Source organism: Allobosea sp. 10N428, assembly GCF_056394545.1.
Genome location: NZ_JBFTIC010000008.1, coordinates 1 through 19842, shown reverse-complemented (window position 1 = coordinate 19842; position 19842 = coordinate 1). Strand labels below are relative to the sequence as shown.

The 19842-nt window shown below is 60.0% G+C and carries 17 protein-coding genes; 15 read left to right on the top strand and 2 right to left on the bottom strand.

The features are described 5' to 3' along the window. Window positions 1-192 precede the first annotated feature (192 nt). Complete coding sequence (locus AC1DDA_RS21385) at window positions 193-2820, bottom strand: glycosyltransferase (protein ID WP_476797286.1); 2628 nt, start codon at window positions 2818-2820, stop codon at window positions 193-195. Window positions 2821-3042: 222 nt separating this feature from the next. On the opposite strand from AC1DDA_RS21385, the gene AC1DDA_RS21380 reads away from it, so the two are divergent. Further along, on the top strand, window positions 3043-3882 hold the full coding sequence (locus tag AC1DDA_RS21380) for a class I SAM-dependent methyltransferase (protein WP_476797285.1): 840 nt from the start codon (window positions 3043-3045) through the stop codon (window positions 3880-3882). Between the two features lie 25 nt (window positions 3883-3907). On the opposite strand, the gene AC1DDA_RS21375 is transcribed toward AC1DDA_RS21380, so the two are convergent. Continuing rightward, window positions 3908-5893: a hypothetical protein gene (locus AC1DDA_RS21375; RefSeq protein WP_476797284.1), complete on the bottom strand. Its 1986-nt coding sequence runs from the start codon at window positions 5891-5893 to the stop codon at window positions 3908-3910. Between the two features lie 95 nt (window positions 5894-5988). Between AC1DDA_RS21375 and wecB the strand changes: the two genes are divergently transcribed. From wecB to AC1DDA_RS21305, 14 genes are all read left to right on the top strand, one after another. Then, on the top strand, window positions 5989-7026 hold the full coding sequence (gene wecB, locus AC1DDA_RS21370) for a non-hydrolyzing UDP-N-acetylglucosamine 2-epimerase (protein WP_476797283.1): 1038 nt from the start codon (window positions 5989-5991) through the stop codon (window positions 7024-7026). A gap of 47 nt (window positions 7027-7073) precedes the next feature. Next, complete coding sequence (locus AC1DDA_RS21365) at window positions 7074-8045, top strand: NAD-dependent epimerase/dehydratase family protein (RefSeq protein WP_476797282.1); 972 nt, start codon at window positions 7074-7076, stop codon at window positions 8043-8045. Window positions 8046-8124: 79 nt separating this feature from the next. Then, window positions 8125-10059, top strand: coding sequence for a hypothetical protein (locus AC1DDA_RS21360; protein ID WP_476797281.1), 1935 nt, complete (start codon window positions 8125-8127; stop codon window positions 10057-10059). Window positions 10060-10094: 35 nt separating this feature from the next. After that, window positions 10095-11006: an NAD-dependent epimerase/dehydratase family protein gene (locus AC1DDA_RS21355; protein ID WP_476797280.1), complete on the top strand. Its 912-nt coding sequence runs from the start codon at window positions 10095-10097 to the stop codon at window positions 11004-11006. A 41-nt stretch (window positions 11007-11047) separates the two neighbouring features. Further along, a complete protein-coding gene (locus tag AC1DDA_RS21350; RefSeq protein ID WP_476797279.1) occupies window positions 11048-11914 on the top strand; it encodes a class I SAM-dependent methyltransferase in 867 nt (288 codons plus the stop codon). A 65-nt stretch (window positions 11915-11979) separates the two neighbouring features. Then, entirely contained in the window at window positions 11980-12735 is a 756-nt protein-coding gene (locus tag AC1DDA_RS21345; protein ID WP_476797278.1) for a hypothetical protein, read from the top strand. A gap of 10 nt (window positions 12736-12745) precedes the next feature. Beyond that, entirely contained in the window at window positions 12746-14629 is a 1884-nt protein-coding gene (gene asnB / locus AC1DDA_RS21340; RefSeq protein WP_476797277.1) for an asparagine synthase (glutamine-hydrolyzing), read from the top strand. Beyond that, on the top strand, window positions 14619-14771 hold the full coding sequence (locus AC1DDA_RS21335; RefSeq protein ID WP_476797276.1) for a hypothetical protein: 153 nt from the start codon (window positions 14619-14621) through the stop codon (window positions 14769-14771). The genes asnB and AC1DDA_RS21335 overlap by 11 nt, the downstream gene beginning before the upstream one ends. A gap of 55 nt (window positions 14772-14826) precedes the next feature. Beyond that, a complete protein-coding gene (locus tag AC1DDA_RS21330; RefSeq protein WP_476797275.1) occupies window positions 14827-15972 on the top strand; it encodes an ABC transporter ATP-binding protein in 1146 nt (381 codons plus the stop codon). After that, window positions 15969-17189 (top strand): ABC transporter ATP-binding protein, encoded by a 1221-nt coding sequence (locus AC1DDA_RS21325; RefSeq protein WP_476797274.1) that lies wholly within the window; start codon window positions 15969-15971, stop codon window positions 17187-17189. Before AC1DDA_RS21330 ends, AC1DDA_RS21325 begins: the two co-directional genes overlap by 4 nt. Continuing rightward, window positions 17186-17977, top strand: a complete 792-nt coding sequence (locus AC1DDA_RS21320) for an ABC transporter permease (RefSeq protein ID WP_476797273.1) — start codon at window positions 17186-17188, stop codon at window positions 17975-17977. The genes AC1DDA_RS21325 and AC1DDA_RS21320 overlap by 4 nt, the downstream gene beginning before the upstream one ends. Window positions 17978-17985: 8 nt before the next feature. Beyond that, window positions 17986-18684 carry a WbqC family protein gene (locus AC1DDA_RS21315; protein ID WP_476797272.1) on the top strand — a complete coding sequence of 233 codons (699 nt, stop codon included), beginning with the start codon at window positions 17986-17988 and terminating at the stop codon, window positions 18682-18684. A 34-nt stretch (window positions 18685-18718) separates the two neighbouring features. Then, window positions 18719-19207, top strand: coding sequence for a GNAT family N-acetyltransferase (locus tag AC1DDA_RS21310; RefSeq protein ID WP_476797271.1), 489 nt, complete (start codon window positions 18719-18721; stop codon window positions 19205-19207). After that, window positions 19204-19503 carry a hypothetical protein gene (locus AC1DDA_RS21305; RefSeq protein WP_476797270.1) on the top strand — a complete coding sequence of 100 codons (300 nt, stop codon included), beginning with the start codon at window positions 19204-19206 and terminating at the stop codon, window positions 19501-19503. Before AC1DDA_RS21310 ends, AC1DDA_RS21305 begins: the two co-directional genes overlap by 4 nt. The last annotated feature ends 339 nt before the right edge of the window (window positions 19504-19842 follow it).

Here is a 19842-nt window from a genome sequence, read left to right as displayed (position 1 = left end):
GCCCACCTGTGTCAACTGAAAGGCATGGCCATGCCGGCTCCGGCGAAAGAGCGCCCGGGAGGCCGATGGCTACGACATTCCAGCCACGTTCCCGAAACAGATCACCTTGACGCCGGACGCGCGGATCATCCGCGATTGTCGATACCGAAATCAGTCCGATCCGAGGTGTGCGCCCCCCGCCGAAACCAGCACTCACAACGACCGTCTTCGAATCGCGCGCAAAAGACCCGAAACCGCGCCGTTCTCGAAGTCCGATTGGGTTCGAATCCGTGCCACGAAGGCAAAGCGCAGCCGCTTGGGCACACGACGCCAAAGAAACCTGAGCAGATTGAAAGCAATCCCGCGTTGCCGAGGTTCCTGCGCGCCCCGCAGGTCGGTGATCATGTCGTGCTGACCTCCGCTTGCGCCGATTGCAGCCAAGGCTTCGCCGATTGTCGAGACCTGCGCCCGCCCGAGCTGATGCGCAAGAACAGTATCGGAAAGCAGTATTGCGTCCGGCCCGGGGCGCATCAGCAACTCGGCCCCTTCATTGCCATAAATCGCCGCAACTGGAACGCTTATGACAGTTGCCCGCCGCCGCCCCATTGCACGCCGTGACAGATAATCGTCGACGCCTTCGATGAAACGCCGGAGTGAGTATTGACCGGTCAGGACGACGTCGCGATACGCGCGTTCCGTCATCGCGTCGAGGGAATCGACGTCCTCCAATTGGGAAAAGACGTCATCGACATTGGAATAATCTTTCTTCAACGGAATATAGTGTTCTCGGGGGCGAACAACGCCAGAATACTCCCCCTCGAAAAGCACCAGAGCGGTACGTAAGCGGATGGCTTCGAAGATCTTCGGCGAGATCTGGTTCATTTTCACCCGACCGTCATGCTCTTTCAAATAGCGCTCGGCGAACATTTCGAACGGCATGTCCTCGTGTTCCCGCGCCAGTTTTTTTAGCTCGCCGTCGAAGTCAAATACATTGCAACCGCTCTCCGTGCCGAGTGTTGCACGCGCAGAACCGATGAAGCGATACCAGTCAGCACCGTAGATGCGCTTGTCCTCGGCGACCTCAATGTCGGCCGCCAGCCCACGCAGCATTGCCAGCCGTCGCATATCGAGGCCGATCGTATATTTCTCGCGGCCCAGCGCGCCGTACTGATGCGGCAGCGAGCGACCGCGATAGGCGATACGCAGCGCCCGCTCCGCCATCGGCATCACGAACGCATCGATCGCCGGATCTTCAGGAACATAACCCGTCAACGTCGGGATGAAGTCGACCTTCGCGAAACGATCGCGCGGATAGACGAGGTCGAGACTTTCCTGCGGTACATTGGTGAAGAGCGCGTCAACGCCGAGCCTTTCCATCCAGCGACGAGCCATTTCGACATTGTCGTACTCGTCCTGCACAAACAGCAGCTTCGGCCCGCGGTAGGCTGCAATGGTCGCGGCGATGCCGGCCGACAGATGGGCGGGAACCGACACTCTCACGGAATAGTGGATGGCAAGCGCGTCATAAGTGGACAGGTCCAGCTCGGCGCCGGGGGCGTCCGCCAATCCGACGAATTCAGTTGCTGGCATAAAGAAAAAGCGGTGCTGTGAGTGCTTTCGAAACGCCTCGAGATGCTCTGTGATCGTGCTGACATGTGTCGAGTTGTCGTCATAGAGCATCAGCACGTTCAGGGCCGGCCGGAATTGCGCCTGACGCGCGATGAACCCGTCGAGGTGCGACAGCAGTTCGTCGAATCGGGCATCATAAGAACTCAACGCCGCCGCTTCGAGGCGATGCGCGACGACGACGGTATTGTTGCGCGAGACCTCCAGCCGACGGATCGCTGTCGCGAACTCCTCCGCAGTGGTCGCGGTCAGGAATAACTCGGGCCGGTCGGCAAGAGCGTCAACCGGCGTCGTCACGACAGGCAGCCCACAGGCCAGATATTCATAAGCCTTGAGCGGCAGCGATCTGCGCATCAGATCGCTGTCCTTGAATGGGATCAGCCCGACACAGGATTGGCGAGCCAGATCGGCGATGCCGGCACTGTCAAGCAGCCCATGATATATGACATTAGGCTGTCGCTGCAGCCGCGCCCAATCATCGCCGCCGTCCTCGGACTTTCCGCAGAACCAGAATTGCCAGTCCGGCAACATTTCCGTGAGCTCCATCAGGAGGGAAAAGTCCAACCGACCGTTTATTCCCCCTTGAAATAAGGCAACCTTGCCAGCGGCCGGCCTCACATATTTGGCTGCGCCACTCTGTTGCCAGAACCTAAAATCGCAACCGTTCGGCAGAACGACGATCGGCTTGCTTGATGGAACAGCGCGACGGTGGGTCTGGGCGACGCCTTCTGAAACCGCCACGACCAAATCGGCGCGCTCGATCGCCTTTAGGGCGAGCCCGGAGATATCGGTCTTGGTTATGCTGACATTGTCTGCCTTGGCGAGGTAGTCTTCGGTAGCATGATAGACTACCGCAATCGGATGCAATCGCGGGGCAGCCTCTGCCAAATGAAGATTATAGAGCCAGACCAGCGGCCTCGTGACGCCGCGCTCGCGCAGCTTCGCAGCCAAACGTGACGCTTGTGCCGGACTGTGGGTTGGCCCGATCCGAACGATCGTGATGTCGTGCCCCTCGACAGCCTCGAAGGTAATTGTCTCATCGTCGCCGTTCGTCTGGACGAAGAAAGTCGGCCATCGACGCGCAAACCGAACGGCATAATGATATCGGTTGCTTCGCGGCTCGGTATGCCAATCCGACCAGGTCAGCAGGACGACCGAATCGAAGCTTTCCACTGCTGAACCTGCCATTAAGTGCAAATGCTGGATTTTCGTCACTGGCTGAACCAGTGTGCAGGCGCCCTGTTACACGATGCCATTACCCCTGTCGACGCATGCAGGAGCAATCGAAGCGACGCCCCTCCGGCAACTCAGGCACGCAACTGAAGACACCGCAATCGCCGAAATCCATCGGAGAACAGACTTGGAATACGGTGCCATTGCTTCTATCAAGCCGCTGGCGCGGCTCACCCGCGCAAGACATCGATCATTAAGGTTCCCATGTCGAACACAGTGGATCAAGCTGCAGTCGATTCGCGCAACTCCGCATTCTGGAGCGAGCTGTGCGGGACGCAGTTCGCCAAGTCGCTGGGCGTCATCGACGATTCACCGAGGTCGCTAAAGAAATTCGACGACTGGTATTTCGCCTTCTATCCGTATCTTTTCATCCACATCCCGTTCGAGGACATGAACGGCAAAGACGTTCTTGAAATCGGCCTGGGATATGGAACCGTTTCGCAGCGTCTCGCCGAGGCCGGAGCGCGATATGAGGGACTCGATATTGCACCGGGTCCGGTTGCGATGGTCAATCATCGCCTAAAGCAGGCTGGCCTCGAAGGCGAAGCTCGCCAAGGCTCAATCCTCCATGCACCATTCGCGGACGCGAGCTTCGACTACGTTGTTGCGATCGGCTGCCTGCATCATACAGGTGACCTGCATAAGGCGCTTGAGGAGTGTCGGCGGGTTCTGCGCCCTGGCGGCAAACTCGTCTTCATGGTCTATTACGCGTACTCCTACCGACGCCTCTGCCAAGCTCGCCCTGAAACCCTGAGATACCTGCTACGCGAGACTTTTGGCCACCGCGGGGTTGTCGGCCAAAGCGCGCAGGCAGAGCGTGCGGCCTATGACGCGAACCAGGCGGGTGAAAGCGCGCCCCACACGGATTGGATCTCGATCCGCTCGCTGCGCAAGCTCTGCCGCGGCTATACGTCCTTCTCCGGACAGACCGAAAACATCGATAACGGCCCCCCCTTCGAACGCAGTCCGCCACGGCGTGAACTCCTGAAGAGCTGGATTCCGCGCTGGTTCGGCCTAGACCTTTACGCCACCGCAACGAAATAATCATTGCGGCCAATCCCGAACCACATCAACCGCGACGCCAAATCGCAATCCGCTTTATCAACGACTTGACCGCAGACACGACTTTTAACAGGCGATGGATCAGGACGGGGCGCGGCGCTTCGTTTGACAGATGCTCGCTCGCCGGCGACGGCGCCTTCCTGCTCAGTTCATCGAGATAAACGCGATACGCGCGCTCCAGTTGGGCCCGCTCCGCCTGGTAAGCTTCGTTCAACTGCTTGAGCCGCTCGATCATGCGGAAATACCCGCATTTTTCGCGGTTGAAGAGCAGCCGCGCCGCCTCGCAGCTCAGGACCTCGAGTCCATTGGCGAGCGCAGCTTGAAATGCATCAAATGCTTCACGGCGCTCTCTTGAGAGATCAGCGCATTCATTATCGTAATAATTGATTAATTTTGTCAATTCAGAGCAAGAAAAATCACAATTTGACAAAAATTCTTCATGACTTTTACCTTCCCTGTCAATGTGTTGAAGCTCTTTTGCATAAATTTCTTGAACCCTATCAAGTTCAAATTCAAAAACAGATCGCACGCGATCGAATTCCACAATCAATGTATCGCACTGCCGCCGATAATTCATTGCCTCTTCGACGCTTTGTCGAATTTCGAAAGCCGTGGGGCCCATCGGCCACGATGTCGGCGTCTCAACAATTCGACCGTCCTCGCCGAGCATAAGTATCGAAACCGGCGTCGAGAGACCCGCCGTTTTCCGCAACCTCCCTTCAAGCTTCTTCCCAATGGCCGCAGCGACGCCTGCATAGAAGGTTTTGTATGTGAAACGCCCTGTCCCGACGAGATGGCCGAAGGCGCGCCGGGTCATATTCTCGAGCTCCGGCAGGTCGCGTAGTCGCGCCAACACGTCTTCGAAGTTGGAGAAGTCCTTCTCCAACGAAATATAGTGCTCGTCTGGAATGATCGCGTCAGAGTACCGGCCTTTGAACAGGACCATCGGCGTTCGCATTATCGCGCATTCAAAAACGCGGGGTGAAATTTGCCCCATCGCGATTTCTATATCGCGATCGGCAACGATTGGCAGGAAATCAGAATAACTCGGGGGAACGCCCCCGTTTGCCGCCGTCGCCTCCTTGAAGCGGGCGTCGATGCGACCGTCGAAATCGAAAACATTGGAGCCGGATTCCGAGCCTAGCATAGCACGGCAGCTCCCGACGAAATCGAGCCATGCCGTGCCGTAGATCCGACTGGCTTCGTCCATGGCGATGTCCGTCTCGATGCCACGGGCATCGCAGAGTTCCTTCATCCGCCGGCCGATCTCGAACTTGTCGAAACCCAGCCGGCCGTAGCGGCCACCGATATCGCGCCCGCGATAGCCGATGAAGATCGGGCGTTCTGCCAGCGGCTTGGCCGGTGGCAAAGAAGAGGCGAAATCGTCCGGCACATAGCCGGTGAAGACCGTGATGAACTCGACATCCGGGAACTCCGCCCGGGGATAGACATACTCCAGGCTGTCCTGCGGAACACAGGTCAGGACGATGTCGAATTTCAGATCCTTGATTGCCGCCTTCAAGGTGTCTGTGTGATCATACTCGTCCTGAACGGCGAGAACCTTGACGCCAGGAAAATTCCGCAGATGTTCGCGATAGCTCTCGGAAACATAGCCCTCGAAACATAAGCGCGCGCAGTAGCTATGAAAAACGATGTCATAGCCATCGAAATCGAAACCCATCGACGCATGATGGGTGACATGAACATAGTCTACATCAAACCCGCTGAACCGCTTGAATGCCTTGAGATAGTCGAGCGTCGTCTGCACGAACGTACTCGACATCGAATAAGCTACCAGCGCACGCCGAACGCTTGACAAATTTCGAACCCCATTCTTGCCGAGCCGTGCATAGGTGGAAGCGAGACGATCGGTCAAGCATCGCAGCGCTGTCGGGCTTATCTGGCTTCCATTCCTTGCATCGGGACGTTGTTCAAGCCCGAAGCTTGCCATCCCCGCCGCCAGCCGCCGCGCCTTGCGGCAATGTATCCGCATCACTGCCTCCACATTTGCGTCGACGGCGACGGTCGGCTATTCGCCACATGAGAAGCCAAGCCCAAGGAAGAGCCTGCCTCGGCAGCGGATCGATAATGTCTCACATTCTCACCGTCCTCGGCGCCCGGCCGCAATTCATCAAAGCTGCGCCGGTCAGCCGCGCCATCGCCGAAGCAGGTATGACCGAGATCATCGTCCATACCGGCCAGCATTTCGATGCGCTGATGTCGGATGTCTTTTTCGACGAACTCGACATCCCGAAGCCTGGCTACAATCTCGAGATCAACAGCCTCGGCCACGGCGCCATGACAGGCCGCATGCTCGAAAAACTCGAGAACGCGATGCTTGCTGAGAGGCCTGACCTCGTCCTGATCTATGGTGATACCAATTCCACCGTAGCCGGCGCCCTCGCAGCCGCCAAACTCAATATCCCCGTAGCGCATATCGAGGCCGGACTGCGTTCTTTCAACAGGCGCATGCCGGAGGAGGTTAACCGCGTCATCGCCGACCATGTCAGCACGCTACTGTTCTGCCCAACGCAGACCGCGGTCGCCAATCTCGCAGCAGAAGGTATCACCAAAGGCGTTCACGCTGTCGGCGACGTGATGTTCGACACCACGGTTGCCGCCGTGAAGCGAGCCGAGGGCCGTTCGAACATTCTCGAAACGCAGAATTTGACCCCGGGCGGCTATGCCGTCGCAACAATCCACCGTGCCGAGAACACCGACGATCCAGAGCGCTTCGCACGGGTCATCGCTTGGCTCGAGGTGGCCGCTCGCGAAGCGCCAGTGGTGATGCCGGTCCACCCGCGCACCCGCAAGCTGCTTGCCGGCCGCGACCTCGCTCCCGCTGCAGTGACCCTAATCGACCCGATCGGCTATCTCGACATGGCCCGCCTGCTCAGCCACGCAACAGCCGTCTTTACCGATTCCGGGGGCCTTCAGAAGGAAGCCTATTTCCACCGCGTCCCCTGTGTGACGCTACGCGACGAGACGGAATGGGTCGAGACGATCGAGGCCGGCTGGAACCGCCTCTGGACCGGTCCAGACTACCATCCCCGCCGGGATATCCCGGATTATGGCGACGGGCACTCGGCGGAAGCCATCGCCCGGCTTCTGCACGCGGCGCTTTAGGCCGTTAGGCACACCGAAATCAGACAACATCCAGGCTTGGACGGACGATGAAGCTCAGCGGCGAGAAAGTAGTAGTGATCGGTGGCGCCGGCCTCATCGGCTCCCACACCGTCGATCAGCTGACACGGACCGATGTCGGCGAGATCCTAGTTTACGACAATTTCGTGCGCGGCCGGACGGGCAATCTCACGGGCGCGCTTACGGATCCGCGTGTTAAGATCTATGATGTGGGCGGCGATATTCTGCAGACCGACGTGCTCCAGTCAGCGCTCGATGGCGCGAGCGGTGTCTTCCATTTCGCGGCCCTTTGGCTGTTGCAATGCCACGACTTCCCGCGATCGGCTTTCGACGTGAACGTTCGCGGCACTTTCAACGTCCTGGAAGCCTGCGTTGCCAAGAACGTCAAGCGCCTCGTCTATTCTTCCTCCGCCTCCGTCTATGGCGATGCTGTCGAAGAGCCCATGACCGAGGACCACCCCTTCAACAACAAGAACTTCTACGGGGCCACCAAGATCGCCGGCGAAGCGATGGCCCGCGCATTCCATCACCGCTACGGCCTAAATCTTGTTGGATTGCGATATATGAATGTCTACGGACCGCGGCAGGATTATCGCGGGGCCTATATCGCCGTGATCATGAAGATGCTCGACGCGATTGACCGTGGAGAAGGCCCGACGATCCTTGGCGATGGTTCCGAGGCATTCGACTTCGTCGCGGTCGAAGACTGCGCACGGGCCAATCTCTGCGCGATGCGGGCCGAGACTGTTGACCGCTTCTACAATGTCGGGACCGGAACACGAACGTCGCTGAAGGAGCTTGCCGAACGCATCTGCCATCTGACCGGAAGCAATCAGCCAATCAATTATGCGCCTCGCAGCCAGGCAACCCTAGTCCGCAACCGCATTGGCAGCCCCAAGCGGGCCTCCGAAGAGATCGGCTTCACCGCGGAGGTCGATCTCGATGAAGGACTGCGCCGATTGATCGCCTGGCGCAAGGCGGACAGCGAGAAAGCAGACTGACGATGCAAGGACAGGCCGCCGCCAAAACCGATGCCAGGGGGTCTGCGCTGCTGCTCGCCAGCACCGGATTGTCCAAGCCGTGATATCGAGACCCTTTCAACTGCTGCAGCGGGGCAAGGCTTGGAAGGCGCATGTCGAGCGGATCCTCGCATCTGCCACCTCCGAGCTTTCCCATCTCAAACAGGCATTCGAAGCTATCCGGGAGAGCGAGCATGACCGCCGAAACCGGGTTTCCGAGCTTCGGGCGACGATCGAGGAGCTATCCGCCAAGCTGGATCGCCTCTCGTTTCGCCAGGATCTTCTGGCGGGGCAGGACGGTCTCGCATTCCAGGCGGCCGTGGCCGGCCCGTTCCTGGAACGCATAGATGCGATAGCCGCCCTCGGTAATGACTATCAGGTCCTGCTCGCCCGGCGGAGCGGGACCCTGCTCGCGCTTTTCCTCGCCCAGAACGACCCGCTGATCGACAGCCTCGGCGGCCTCGACCCTGTTTTGGCGATCAAGTCCGCGCTGGACGGCTCGATTCGCGAAGCGATCGTCCTCGTGCCTGACGGCGGGGGCCAGACCATCCCGCATCGCTGCGCCGAATTCCTGGCCGCCATCGTCAGGACGCCATCGGGCGCCCTGGCCTGGGCGGAAGCAAGGAAGCCGCCCGGAAATCGGGTCGAGCCCGACACAGACTATTTTGCGAAACTGGACGATATTTTAAGCGATCTCGACCGGCTGGATTTTCATGCGCTAGGCTCGTTTACGACAGGAAAAAAGACCGTCGTCACGAATACTCCGTTCGATGAACCGGCCTTGCTTCCAGATTTTATCCCGGCGCAACCGAAACGCAGATCTGTAATATTCACCCACCACTCCTATTATAATTTTTACTACCTTTCCAAATCATTACGCTCGCGTGGATGGGATGCCATTTCCCTTTCGGTAGAACATCCCGAAAATCCAAATCGTCGATTCTATCACGGCGAAGATATCACCATATTTGACTCAGACCCGACTGTTCACAAACGGATGATTCAATCTTTTCTTAAAGAAAACGCCGATAGATTCGGGATCATTCATAGTTACGGTGTTGGTATTTTGAGTTTATTCTCGGAAAATCACGCTTCCCCCTCTCATACAACCGGCTATCCGTGGGATGTGCTCGAAGCGAAGCGCCGTGGCGTTCTGATTGGATATACTCATAGCGGCTGCCTTGACGGTGTGTCACAAAGCTCATTCAGGGCGTGGAGCCCTTCAACATGCGCGAACTGCCCTTGGGAGAACGAACCCACGGTTTGCTCCGACACGCGCAACCTAGAATGGGGCCGCAAAGCCACAAGCATCGTAGACTTGTTCTGCACTGAAACCGACCCGCCGCTGGATTACAAGAGCTCGGAAAAAACCTTCCGAGCCCCGCTGACATTCGCAATAGATCCTGATTTCTGGCCAGAAGACCTGCAGATCCCCTCTGAGTACGACAGAAAGAGGGTAGAAGACGAAGTCGTGGTCTACCATGCGATGGGGAACTACAAACTCCGTTCGCGGGAGGGACGAAATGTCAAGGGAACCGGCGCCGTGGTTGGAGCAGTCCAGAGGCTTCAAAGCGAAGGGATAAAAATTAGACTCGACTTCGTCGAGAACATGCCCACACGCGATAACCGCTACGTCCAAGCGCAAGCCGATATCATCGTTGATCAGCTCAACTATGGCAGATATGGCGCCTTGGCCCGCGAGGGCATGATGTTGGGCAAACCGGTCGTCGGCCGAGTCAACAAAATGGACGGAGACAGCCTCCCGGCAACACGTTGCATCTTGGACACTCCCATTGTTAATGCGGATGAAACGACCATCATCGATGTCCTCCGCGATCTCGCTCTCGACCCGGCCAAGCGGGATTCCATCGGCCGGGCAAGCAGAGAGCATGCGATCCAATGGTGGTCCGGAGATCGCCTCGCCGAACGCTTCGAACGTGTTTACGACCATCTTCGAGAACATGGGCGCCCGCCGTCGGAGGACGAGGTTCCGTGATCGGCAGGCAGCGCGCGGGCAAACGGTATGCATGAATGGCCGAAGAGATGACTAGACGACGCGTTCTGGTAACTGGAGCAACTGGCCTGATCGGGCGCGCCGTCACCCATCGGCTGATTCAGCGTGGCGACGATGTGGTCGCCGTTGTCCGTCCCCAAAGCACGACCCGATTCCCAAGCGAGGTGACAAGGATCGAGCTCGACCTCGCGCAGGCATCTGCCAAGTCGCTCGCCACGCTTGGGCCGTTGCAGGCTGTCATTCACTTAGCCCAAGCTCCCGGCTGGCATGACTTTCCCAAGCATGCCGGCCAAGTCGCAGCGCTCAGCGTCGCAGCGACAGCCCATCTTGCCGAAGCCGCAGTTGAAGTTGGAGCAGATACCTTCGTCCTAGCTTCGTCCGGCGGAATTTACGGCCCGTCCGATCATCCGATCGCAGAAACGACGCCGATCAAGCCTGCTGCCGACCTTGGCTTCTACTTGGCCACAAAGGCGGCTGCAGAGCAAATGCTGCAGTACTTCGAAAAGCATTTGAGGATCCATATACTGCGCCCATTCTTCGTATACGGCGCCGGACAAAATGAGACGTTTTTGATGCCGCGGCTGGTCCGCTCGATTCGAGACGGCCTTCCGATCCGCCTGGAAGGGGGGACCGGACCTCTCATCAATCCAATTCATGTAGAGGACGCGGCAGCCGCTTTCACAGCAGCGCTTGATCTGCCTCAGCCGCTCGTCTCCAACATCGCTGGTCCTGAAATCGTAAGCATCCGGGAAATCGCGGATCTTCTCGCTGCGCTGCTTGGAAGGGCTCCTATTTTTTCAAGCACCGATGGCAAACCCGGCAATTTCGTCGCCGATACGACCCGAATGGTCACGCAACTCGGCCCAGCTCCCACCGGCGTAAAATCGGGTCTCGCGGGGCTTGCTTTGACAAACCCCAATCTCGCATAAGAGCGGCCAACCGATAGACCCCACGGATTAGGCTGCCAGAGATGGAAACCCCTTGGGCGCGCATAGCGATCCAATTCGACGAGAATGCCATATCGCTCGATGATTTGCGCCAAAAAGGCGCCGCGCACTGCTTGTCCGCAGGGGAAGCTCTGCCGATGCTTGCGGATCCCGACGACCAGTCCGAACTTCGCGGCTCGCCGGGCGGCGCCCTCAGCTTCTCGGACGGTACTCCAGTCCCCATGCTCGGCCAGCGCCCAATGCTGCTCCCCGCCTTTGCTCGCTCGCAGATTAGAGATGGCCGATATCACTTCGATACGGAATCGCTCGATCAACCTGGCATGCAATATCTCTACCTGGCGGACGTTAAGGCCCATGGAGGAGAGCAGAACTCCGCCTATGGAGACATATGGTATGAGCGACATCTGTTTCGCGCGCGGCGTCTGACCGAAGATGCGAGCGGGTCACTGCTCGATATCGGCTGCGATACACCAGAGATCAGTAGCCGGATGTTCCCGGCCGCCGTCACCTATATCGGACTGGAACCCTCGCTTACACTCAGCGAACAGTTCTGTATCTGCGGTATGGCGGAGTTCCTCCCCTTCCGCGATGCCAGCTTCGATAACGTGGCCCTGATGACGAGCCTCGACCATATTCTCGACGCCTCACAAGCGATGGAAGAGGCTTTCCGCGTATTGCGGCCGGGCGGATCGCTTTATCTGGCGTCCTTGGTTTGGCTCTCCAACGCCTCATTGATCAAGGACACCGTGCACTTCCATCATTTCCGCGAGTGGGAGCTGCAGGGGTTGCTGCGAGACTTTGCGATCGAATCAGTTCATCGGTACAGCTGGAAGGGCGATCGGCACCGCTACGGCGTCTATATCAAGGCAACCAAGCCATCTTCTTTCTGATCGCCGCGGCGGGCCTCCGCAAAGGTCCGGACCTCGCGTCCTCCATTCATCGAAGCTAAGACGATATGCGCCAAAATCCAGACCACAAGCGAGAGTTCGGCGACTTCACGGAAGACCGCTATCGCGACCTCCTGCGTCTTGCTCGGGAAAATTATCAATTTTGCGGCTATCGATCGCCGCGAGCGGCGCGGAGCATCCTGTGGCGCCACGATGTCGACGTGTCGATGCACCGTGGTTTGAGATTGGCTGAAATCGAGGCCGAAGAAGGCGTTTCGGCTACCTATTTCGTATATCCGCGATCGATCTTCTATAACTTGCTCTCTACCGAGATACACCGGGCCGTCGAACGCATTCTCGGCCTCGGCCACGAGATCGCGTTGCATTTCGATCCCACGCATTTTCGTCATGCATTGAACGGAGACGCTCTGATCTCGGCCATCGCCGAGGAGCGCGATCTGCTGCACAGAGAATTTGGCGTCGCTCCTACCGCGGTGAGCTTCCACCTCTATGGAGTGCTGGAACAACCGATGCCGGAAAACGACGAACTAGCCGGTCTGGTGAATGCCTATTCAAGGCGACTGCGCGAGGACTACGGCTACGCGTCCGATTCCAACGGTGTCTGGCTGTACCGTCGCCTCCGCGATGTCCTAGCTGAAGCTCGGGAAGAGCACCTCCAAGTCTTGACCCACCCTGAATGGTGGACCCGAGATGTCATGGCGCCGCGTGCCCGACTGCAGCGTGCGATCGACGGCTATGCGACCGCAATGGGCAACTGGTACGATGAAACGGTAGCCCGCTCCGGCCGCCCCAATCTCTGGTAGGTCGCCGGCCATGTGCGGCATAGCCGGCTATCTCAATCGCGACGGCGCGCCGGCGGACGGCAAGATTGTCGCCGCGATGCGGGACGCGATCGCGCATCGCGGACCCGACGGCAAGGGCTTGCACTTGGACGGTCCGGTCGGGCTCGGCCACCGCAGATTATCGATCATCGACCTTCGCGCGGTGGCGAGCCAGCCTATGCATTCGCCGGACGGGCGCTGGACGATCATCTTCAACGGCGAGATCTATAATTTTCGCGAGCTCAGGCGGGAGCTCGAACGGGAAGGCTGGCGCTTTCGGACGCGGTCCGACACCGAAGTTCTGCTCGCCGGTGCGGAGATCTGGGGCGTCCACGAACTTGCGCGTCGGATCGACGGCATGGCCGCCTTCGCACTCTGGGACGCCGTCGAAAGGCGGCTTTTCCTCGTGCGAGACCGCTACGGCGTGAAGCCGCTCTATCTCTGGCGCACCGGCGGCCGCCTCGCCTTCGCCTCCGAGATCAAGGCTTTCCTGGCGCATCCGGAGTTCAAGGCCAGGGTCAACGAAGCGGCCTTGCGGGAATATTTCACTTTCCAAAACCTGTTTCGCCCGCACACCCTCTTCGAAGGCGTCGAGCACCTGCCGCCTGCGACGATCCTCGTCGTCGACGATTCCGGCGAGCGCCGCGAAACCTATTGGGATTACGATTTTTCCAAGCCCCTCGCCATCGGCCCCGACGAGGCCGTCGCAGAGCTAGAGACGCTGATGGGCCGGGCCGTGGAGCGCCAGCTCGTGTCCGACGTCCCGGTCGGAGCCTATCTCTCGGGCGGTATGGATTCAGGCACGCTGGTGGCTTTAGCCGCTCAGCACATTCCGCGCATGCAGACTTTCACCGCCGGCTTCGAGATGAGTCGGGTTCGCGGCGCGGAGGCCGGCTTCGACGAGCGCCGCGACGCCGAGCTGATGGCCTACAGCTACAAGACCGAGCACTACGAGCAGGTCATCAATGCCGGCGATATCCGCTGGTCGCTGCCGCGCGTCGTCTGGCACCTCGAAGATCTGCGGCTCGGCATGAGCTATCCGAATTACTACATCGCGCGGCTGGCCTCGAAATTCGTCAAGGTCTGCCTGTCCGGGGCAGGCGGAGACGAGCTTTTCGGCGGCTATCCATGGCGCTACTATCGGGTCTTCCGCTCGCTCGGCCGCGACGACTATCTCTCGAACTACTACGGTTTCTGGCAGCGCCTGACCACGGCGCAGGAGCGCAAGCGGCTCTTCGGCGCCTCGGCCGACGATGAGGCGGAAATGTTCGATGTCTTCCGCTCGGTCTATGCCAATGCGCCCGGCCTGTCCTTCGAAACACCGGAGGATCACATCTCCGCAGCGCTCTATTTCGAGTGCCGCACCTTCCTGTCTGGCCTCCTGCTCGTCGGCGACAAGCTCGCCATGGCGAGCGGTCTCGAAGAGCGCTTTCCCTTCCTTGACAACGCGCTCGTCGATTTCGCCATGCGCCTGCCGGCTCAGCACAAGCTCGCCGACCTCCAGCACATGCTCACCGTGGACGAGGACGCAGTGCGTAAAAAGCTGCTCGCCGAGGACAGCTTCTCCGGCGGCAAAAGCTGTCTGCGGCAGGCGATGGCGCATGTCCTGCCGCCCGAAATCATGGAACGACGCAAGCAAGGCTTTTCCTCGCCCGAAGCTTCCTGGTATCGCGGCGAGAATGCCGATTATGTCCGCGAGATGCTTCTCGGCTCGGATCTCGTCTCGAGCGCCTATCTCGACGCGGATTTCATTCACGAGACTGTCGACGAGCATATGTCCGGCCAGAAGAACCATCGGCTGCTGATTTGGTCCTTCCTCTCCTTCGAGCAATGGTGCCGGGTGTTTCTGAACGGGGATCATTCCCATGTCGGATAGCCTGCTGCTGCTCGGAGGAACCGACGTGACGCTGGCCTTCGCCAGCGACGGATTGCTTCGAATCGTGGAGGCTTCGAACGAGGACGGCGTCCATCAACTCGACAATCTGTTTCGTTCGGCACACAAACGCTTCGACTCGTGACCTGCCCGCAGCTGTTTTGCCGATGCCAGAAGCAATAGCCATTACCTGCCAAGGCGTGTCGAAGCGTTTCGCGCTGGTCGACGGTGGCAATGCGTGGCGGCTTGCCTTCGCCTCGGGCAGGAACGTGCCCGTCTACCAGTCATTGCAGGACGTCAGCTTCGAGGTGCCGAAAGGGCAGTTCGTCGGCATCCTCGGCCGCAACGGCGCCGGCAAGTCGACGCTGCTGCGCGTGATCGGCGGTGTCTACGCCAGCGATACCGGGCAGGTCGCGGTCAACGGTGCGCTCTCCGCCATCTATGAACTCGGCCTCGTGGGAAATCCCCAATTGACCGGCCGCGCCTATGCCGACCGTCTGCTAACCGTGCACGGCTTCTCCGCCCGCGAGCGTGCCGAGATGATCCTCGATATCCACGAGTTCTCAGAACTCGGCGACCGCTTCGAGGACCCCGTTCTGACCTACTCGGCCGGAATGACAGCACGCCTGTTCTTCTCGACGGCTACGGCCGGGAGCTATGATGTCTACCTGCTCGACGAAATCCTCTCCGTCGGCGACCAGCATTTCCAGGCCAAGTGCTGGCGTAGGCTGCGCGCCCGCATTTCCCAAGGCGCATCCGGTGTCCTCGTGACGCATGACTGGGCAGCCATCATGCGCATGTGCGAAACCGCCTATGTGCTCGACAAGGGCAAGGTGGTCTTTGGCGGCCCTGCGGAGCGGGCTGCCCGAATCTACCTCTATGGCGAGGATGCCCAGCAGAATTATGTGACGGGAATCGCCCGCTTCGCCTCCCGCCCAGCGTCGCCGATCAACGTGCCGACCGGAAGCGACCTCCGCCTGTCGCTCGTCGTCGAGATCGCGGCCCCGGGCGAGGTGGCGTGCACCTGCGCCATCGAACGCCTGCAACCCGGCTTCGGATGGGAAACGGCCCTGATGACGCGCAAGCCCGTCCCGGTCGGAGACACAGTGGGCCGCCATGAACTGCATCTGAGCTTGCCTGCCCTCCCGCTCGATGCCGGCTCCTACCAGATCAGTCTCCATCTGACCGGACCCGACCMGGAGCAGGCTGGCCGCCGCGTACTGCTGGATGGCTGGACCTGGCTGAATGGAAACGGCCTTGCGCTCGAGGTCACGGGAGATAGCGAGCAAGGCATGTCCCTGCCCCTGACCTGGGCCCTGACGGCACCGGGAGCCATTCACGGATGAACGCGTCCGTTAACGTCCGCAATCTCGTCAAGACTTTTGCACTGTCCGAGATGGGCAGCGGCCCCGTCTCGCTGCGCGATGCCCTGCGGACGGGGCGGCGACAGGCAACGCAGCGCGAAGTGCGCGCCTTGCGGGATGTCTCCTTCGCGATTCATCAGGGCGAGCGCGTCGGAATCATCGGCCGCAACGGAGCCGGCAAGACGACCCTGCTCTCCATGCTCGCCGGGATCACCGAGCCGACGGCAGGCTCGATCGCGATCCAGGGCGATGTTCACGCCATGCTGACAATCGGAGCGGTCCTGCGCGACGAGGTAAGCGGGCGCGAGAACATCTATCTCGACGGAGCGGTGCACGGAAAAAGCCACGCAGAGATCGAAGCGCATGTCGAGGAGGTCATCGCCTTCTCGGAGCTCGGCGAATTCATCGACCGCCCGGTGCGTACCTACTCATCGGGGATGAAGGCGCGGCTGGCCTTCTCCATGGGCGCCTTCATCGACCCGGATGTGTTGATCATCGACGAGACCTTATCCGTCGGCGACGTCTTCTTCGCCGCTAAGGCAAGCCGCCGGATGAAGGAGATCACGGCGCAGGGGCGCATCGTCATCGTGGTCAGCCACGCCCTGGCCGTCATCAACGAGATCTGCGACCGCTGCCTTTGGCTCGATCAGGGTGAACTGGTCATGGACGGCCCGGCCGAAGAGGTGACTGCGGCCTATGAGCGGGCTGTGGAACAGGCGGACGAAGCCGAACTCGCTGCGAAATTCGGAAGCGGCGAACCTCTGGCCCGGCGCCCGGACATCGGCCGCCTGGAGAGCACCGCGCTCGAGCAGGAAGGTTCCGTCCTCGCAGCGAGCGCAAGGGCCTTCGTCCCGTTGCACCTCATAGTCTCAGGCCAGATCCACCGGCCCGTCGGAGCGACGGACGTAAGCATCTCGATCCTCAGGGTGGACGGGCGCCGCATCCTCAGCCGGCACCTGGCCCAAGCTGGCCATGCGCTGCCGTCCAGCGGCCCTTTCAGGCTCACCGTGACTCTAGATCCGATGATCCTGGGAGCCGGGCTCTATCGCTTCGACATCACCCTGCTCGATTCGAGCGGCCCGATCGACGCGGTACACCGGGTCGTCGAAATCGTCGACGAGGAAGGGCAGTTCGGCGGCGTGCCCCTGCTCTATTATCCGCCCGTGATCACTTCAAAGCCGCTGGGAGAAACCTCATGACGTTCGCTGGGTTCGACCGGCGCGATCTCGGCATGCTGCTCAGTCTGTTCCGAATGGCACTGAGCGACCGTTTTCTGGGCTCTGCACTGGGCCTCATCTGGGCTGTGCTCTCGCCGCTCATGTTGATGGGCATCTTCGTCTTCGTCTTCACCTTCGTGTTTCCCAGCAGGCTGCCCGGGCGCGACGGCGCGCTGCCTTTCGTCATCTGGCTGATTAGTGGCTACGGGCCGTGGCTGGGCATCAGCGAAGGACTGAGTTCGGCGACAAGCTCGGTCACGAGCAGCGCCGGCATCGTCAAGAACATTGCCTTCAAATCAGAGCTGCTGCCGGTGGTCGGCGCGATGCTCGGGCTGGTGCCGCTGAGCGTCGGCCTCGGTCTGGTCGTCGTCCTCAAGCTGATCTCGGGCGAGGGGCTGAGCTGGACCGTGATCGCCGTGCCAGTGGTGATCGCGCTGCAGTTGGTGTTCGTTTCGGGGCTCGGCCTATTTCTGTCAGCGCTGAACGTGTTCGTCCGCGATACGGCCCTCGCGCTGCCGAGCGTGCTCACCATCCTGCTGTTCGCATCGCCCATCTTCTATCAGATCTCCTCGTATCCTGCCGTCATCCAGAAGATCCTGGTCTTCAATCCTTTCTACGTCCTGGCTGAGTGCTATCGTGCGCCACTCCTGACCGGCACCCTGCCGGAGCTCTGGATGCTCGCCTATCTCGCGCTGGTATCGTCTGCACTCGTCGCAGCCGGGCTGTGGTGGTTCCGGCGCCTAAAATCATTCTTCGACACACGGCTGTGACGGCGGCCATGCCGACCCTCGTCGCGATCCATCAGCCCAATTTCTTTCCCTGGATGGGCTATTTCGACAAAATCCGGCGCGCCGACGTCTTCGTTTTCCTCGATGCCGTCGACTATCCGCGCTCCGGCTCCGGCGGAATGGGCTCCTGGTGCAACAGGGTTCGCGCCGAGGTCCAGGGCGAAGCGCGATGGATCACCTGTCCAGTCAAACGAGCGAGCCTGGGCGAACCGATCAACGCGATCACAATTGACGACAATCAACCTTGGCGAACGAAGCTGCTGCGAACGCTCGAAGCCAATTATCGCAAGGCGGCGTGTTACGCAGAGGCGATGACGCTGCTAGAACCCTTGATCCTCTCGCCCGAGAACAACTTGGCGGCCTTCAATATCGCGGCGATCGAGGCGATTGCAGACCGGCTAGCGGTGAAGACGCGTTTTGTACGGCAGTCCAACCTGCCGGGCGAAGGCAAGGCGACCGATCTGCTGATTTCGCTCGTCAAAGCCTCCGGAGGGCAGGCATATCTGGCCGGTGGCGGAGCCGGCGGCTATCAGCAGGACGAGGCCTTCGCCGCAGCAGGGATCGATCTCGTCTATCAGGGCTTCGCGCCGCGACCTTATGGCAATGAAGCGCGCTTCATTGCCGGCCTGTCGACCATCGACTACCTGATGCATGACGGGCGGCCGCTCGACGCCTTCATGGAGGACTAGCGTGCTTGCCGGGACCAAGGTAGCGCTGACCGCATTGCGCAAGAACGACGCCGATATCCTGTTTGACTGGATCAACACCCCCGAGACCGTCCGGTTCAACGCGCCTTTCGCGCCTGTCCACGAGCCTGGCCACCTCGCCTGGCTGGAACGCGTGACGACCGATCCCGGGCGCATCATCTTCGGCATCCGTGAATTGTCGACGCAACGGCTCGTTGGAGTCATCCAGCTGGTCGATCTTCACCCGGTTCATCGCAGTGCCGAGCTGATCATTCGCATCGGCGTGGATGATGATCGCGGGCAGGGCTTTGGTAGCGAGGCGGTCCGGCTGATGACGGAGTTCGCCTTTCGCGACCGCAACCTGCAGCGCGTCTCGCTGAAAGTATTCGCTGACAATGCGAGGGCGATCCGCGCCTACGAGAAAGCCGGGCTGCAAACAGAAGGGCGCCTTCGTCGCGCTGCCTTCATCGATGGGTGCTGGCAGGACGAGGTCGTGATGGCGATCTTGGCGGACACCGTCGCATGAGCGGCTCTTCCGGCGACTTCACAGAGTTCACCGAAGTGGGCTTCCGCAATCTGCTCCGACAGATGAAGACAGCTCGTTATCGCTTCGCACGCTACGGCGAGAATGCTGGCGATCGCCACGTCATCTGGCGGCACGACGTCAACTGTTCGATGCACCGGGCTGCCATGCTTGCGGCCATCGAAGCCGAGGAAGGCGTACCGCCACCTATTTCGATGCGGCCGCCTATGGCATCGAAACCTGGACGCTATCGGAAGTCGAACGTGCCTTATCGCGCGAGCGGGCCAGTCTTGAACTAATCCTCGAGCAGCCTATCCGATCTGTGAGCTGGCACAATCCGGGCCTGTCGAACCTGCTCACCTTCGATGCCGACGAGATCGGCGGTCTCGCCAGCGCCTATGGCGCGTCGCTTCGGCGCGACTATACCTATTGCTCAGACTCGAACGGCTACTGGCGTGTCAAACGGCGCGCAATGTTGCCCCCCGATCGGCGTCCAATATTGGGTCTGACTCAGTTTCGCTGCAGGTTGGGGCTGTTCTGACGCTGGTTTCCAGAAGGAATCAGCATGATGAAGCAGCGATTTCGGCCAGCCAACCTGGTTCCTTCAGGATTGATGGTCGACGAGATCGCGATCGAAG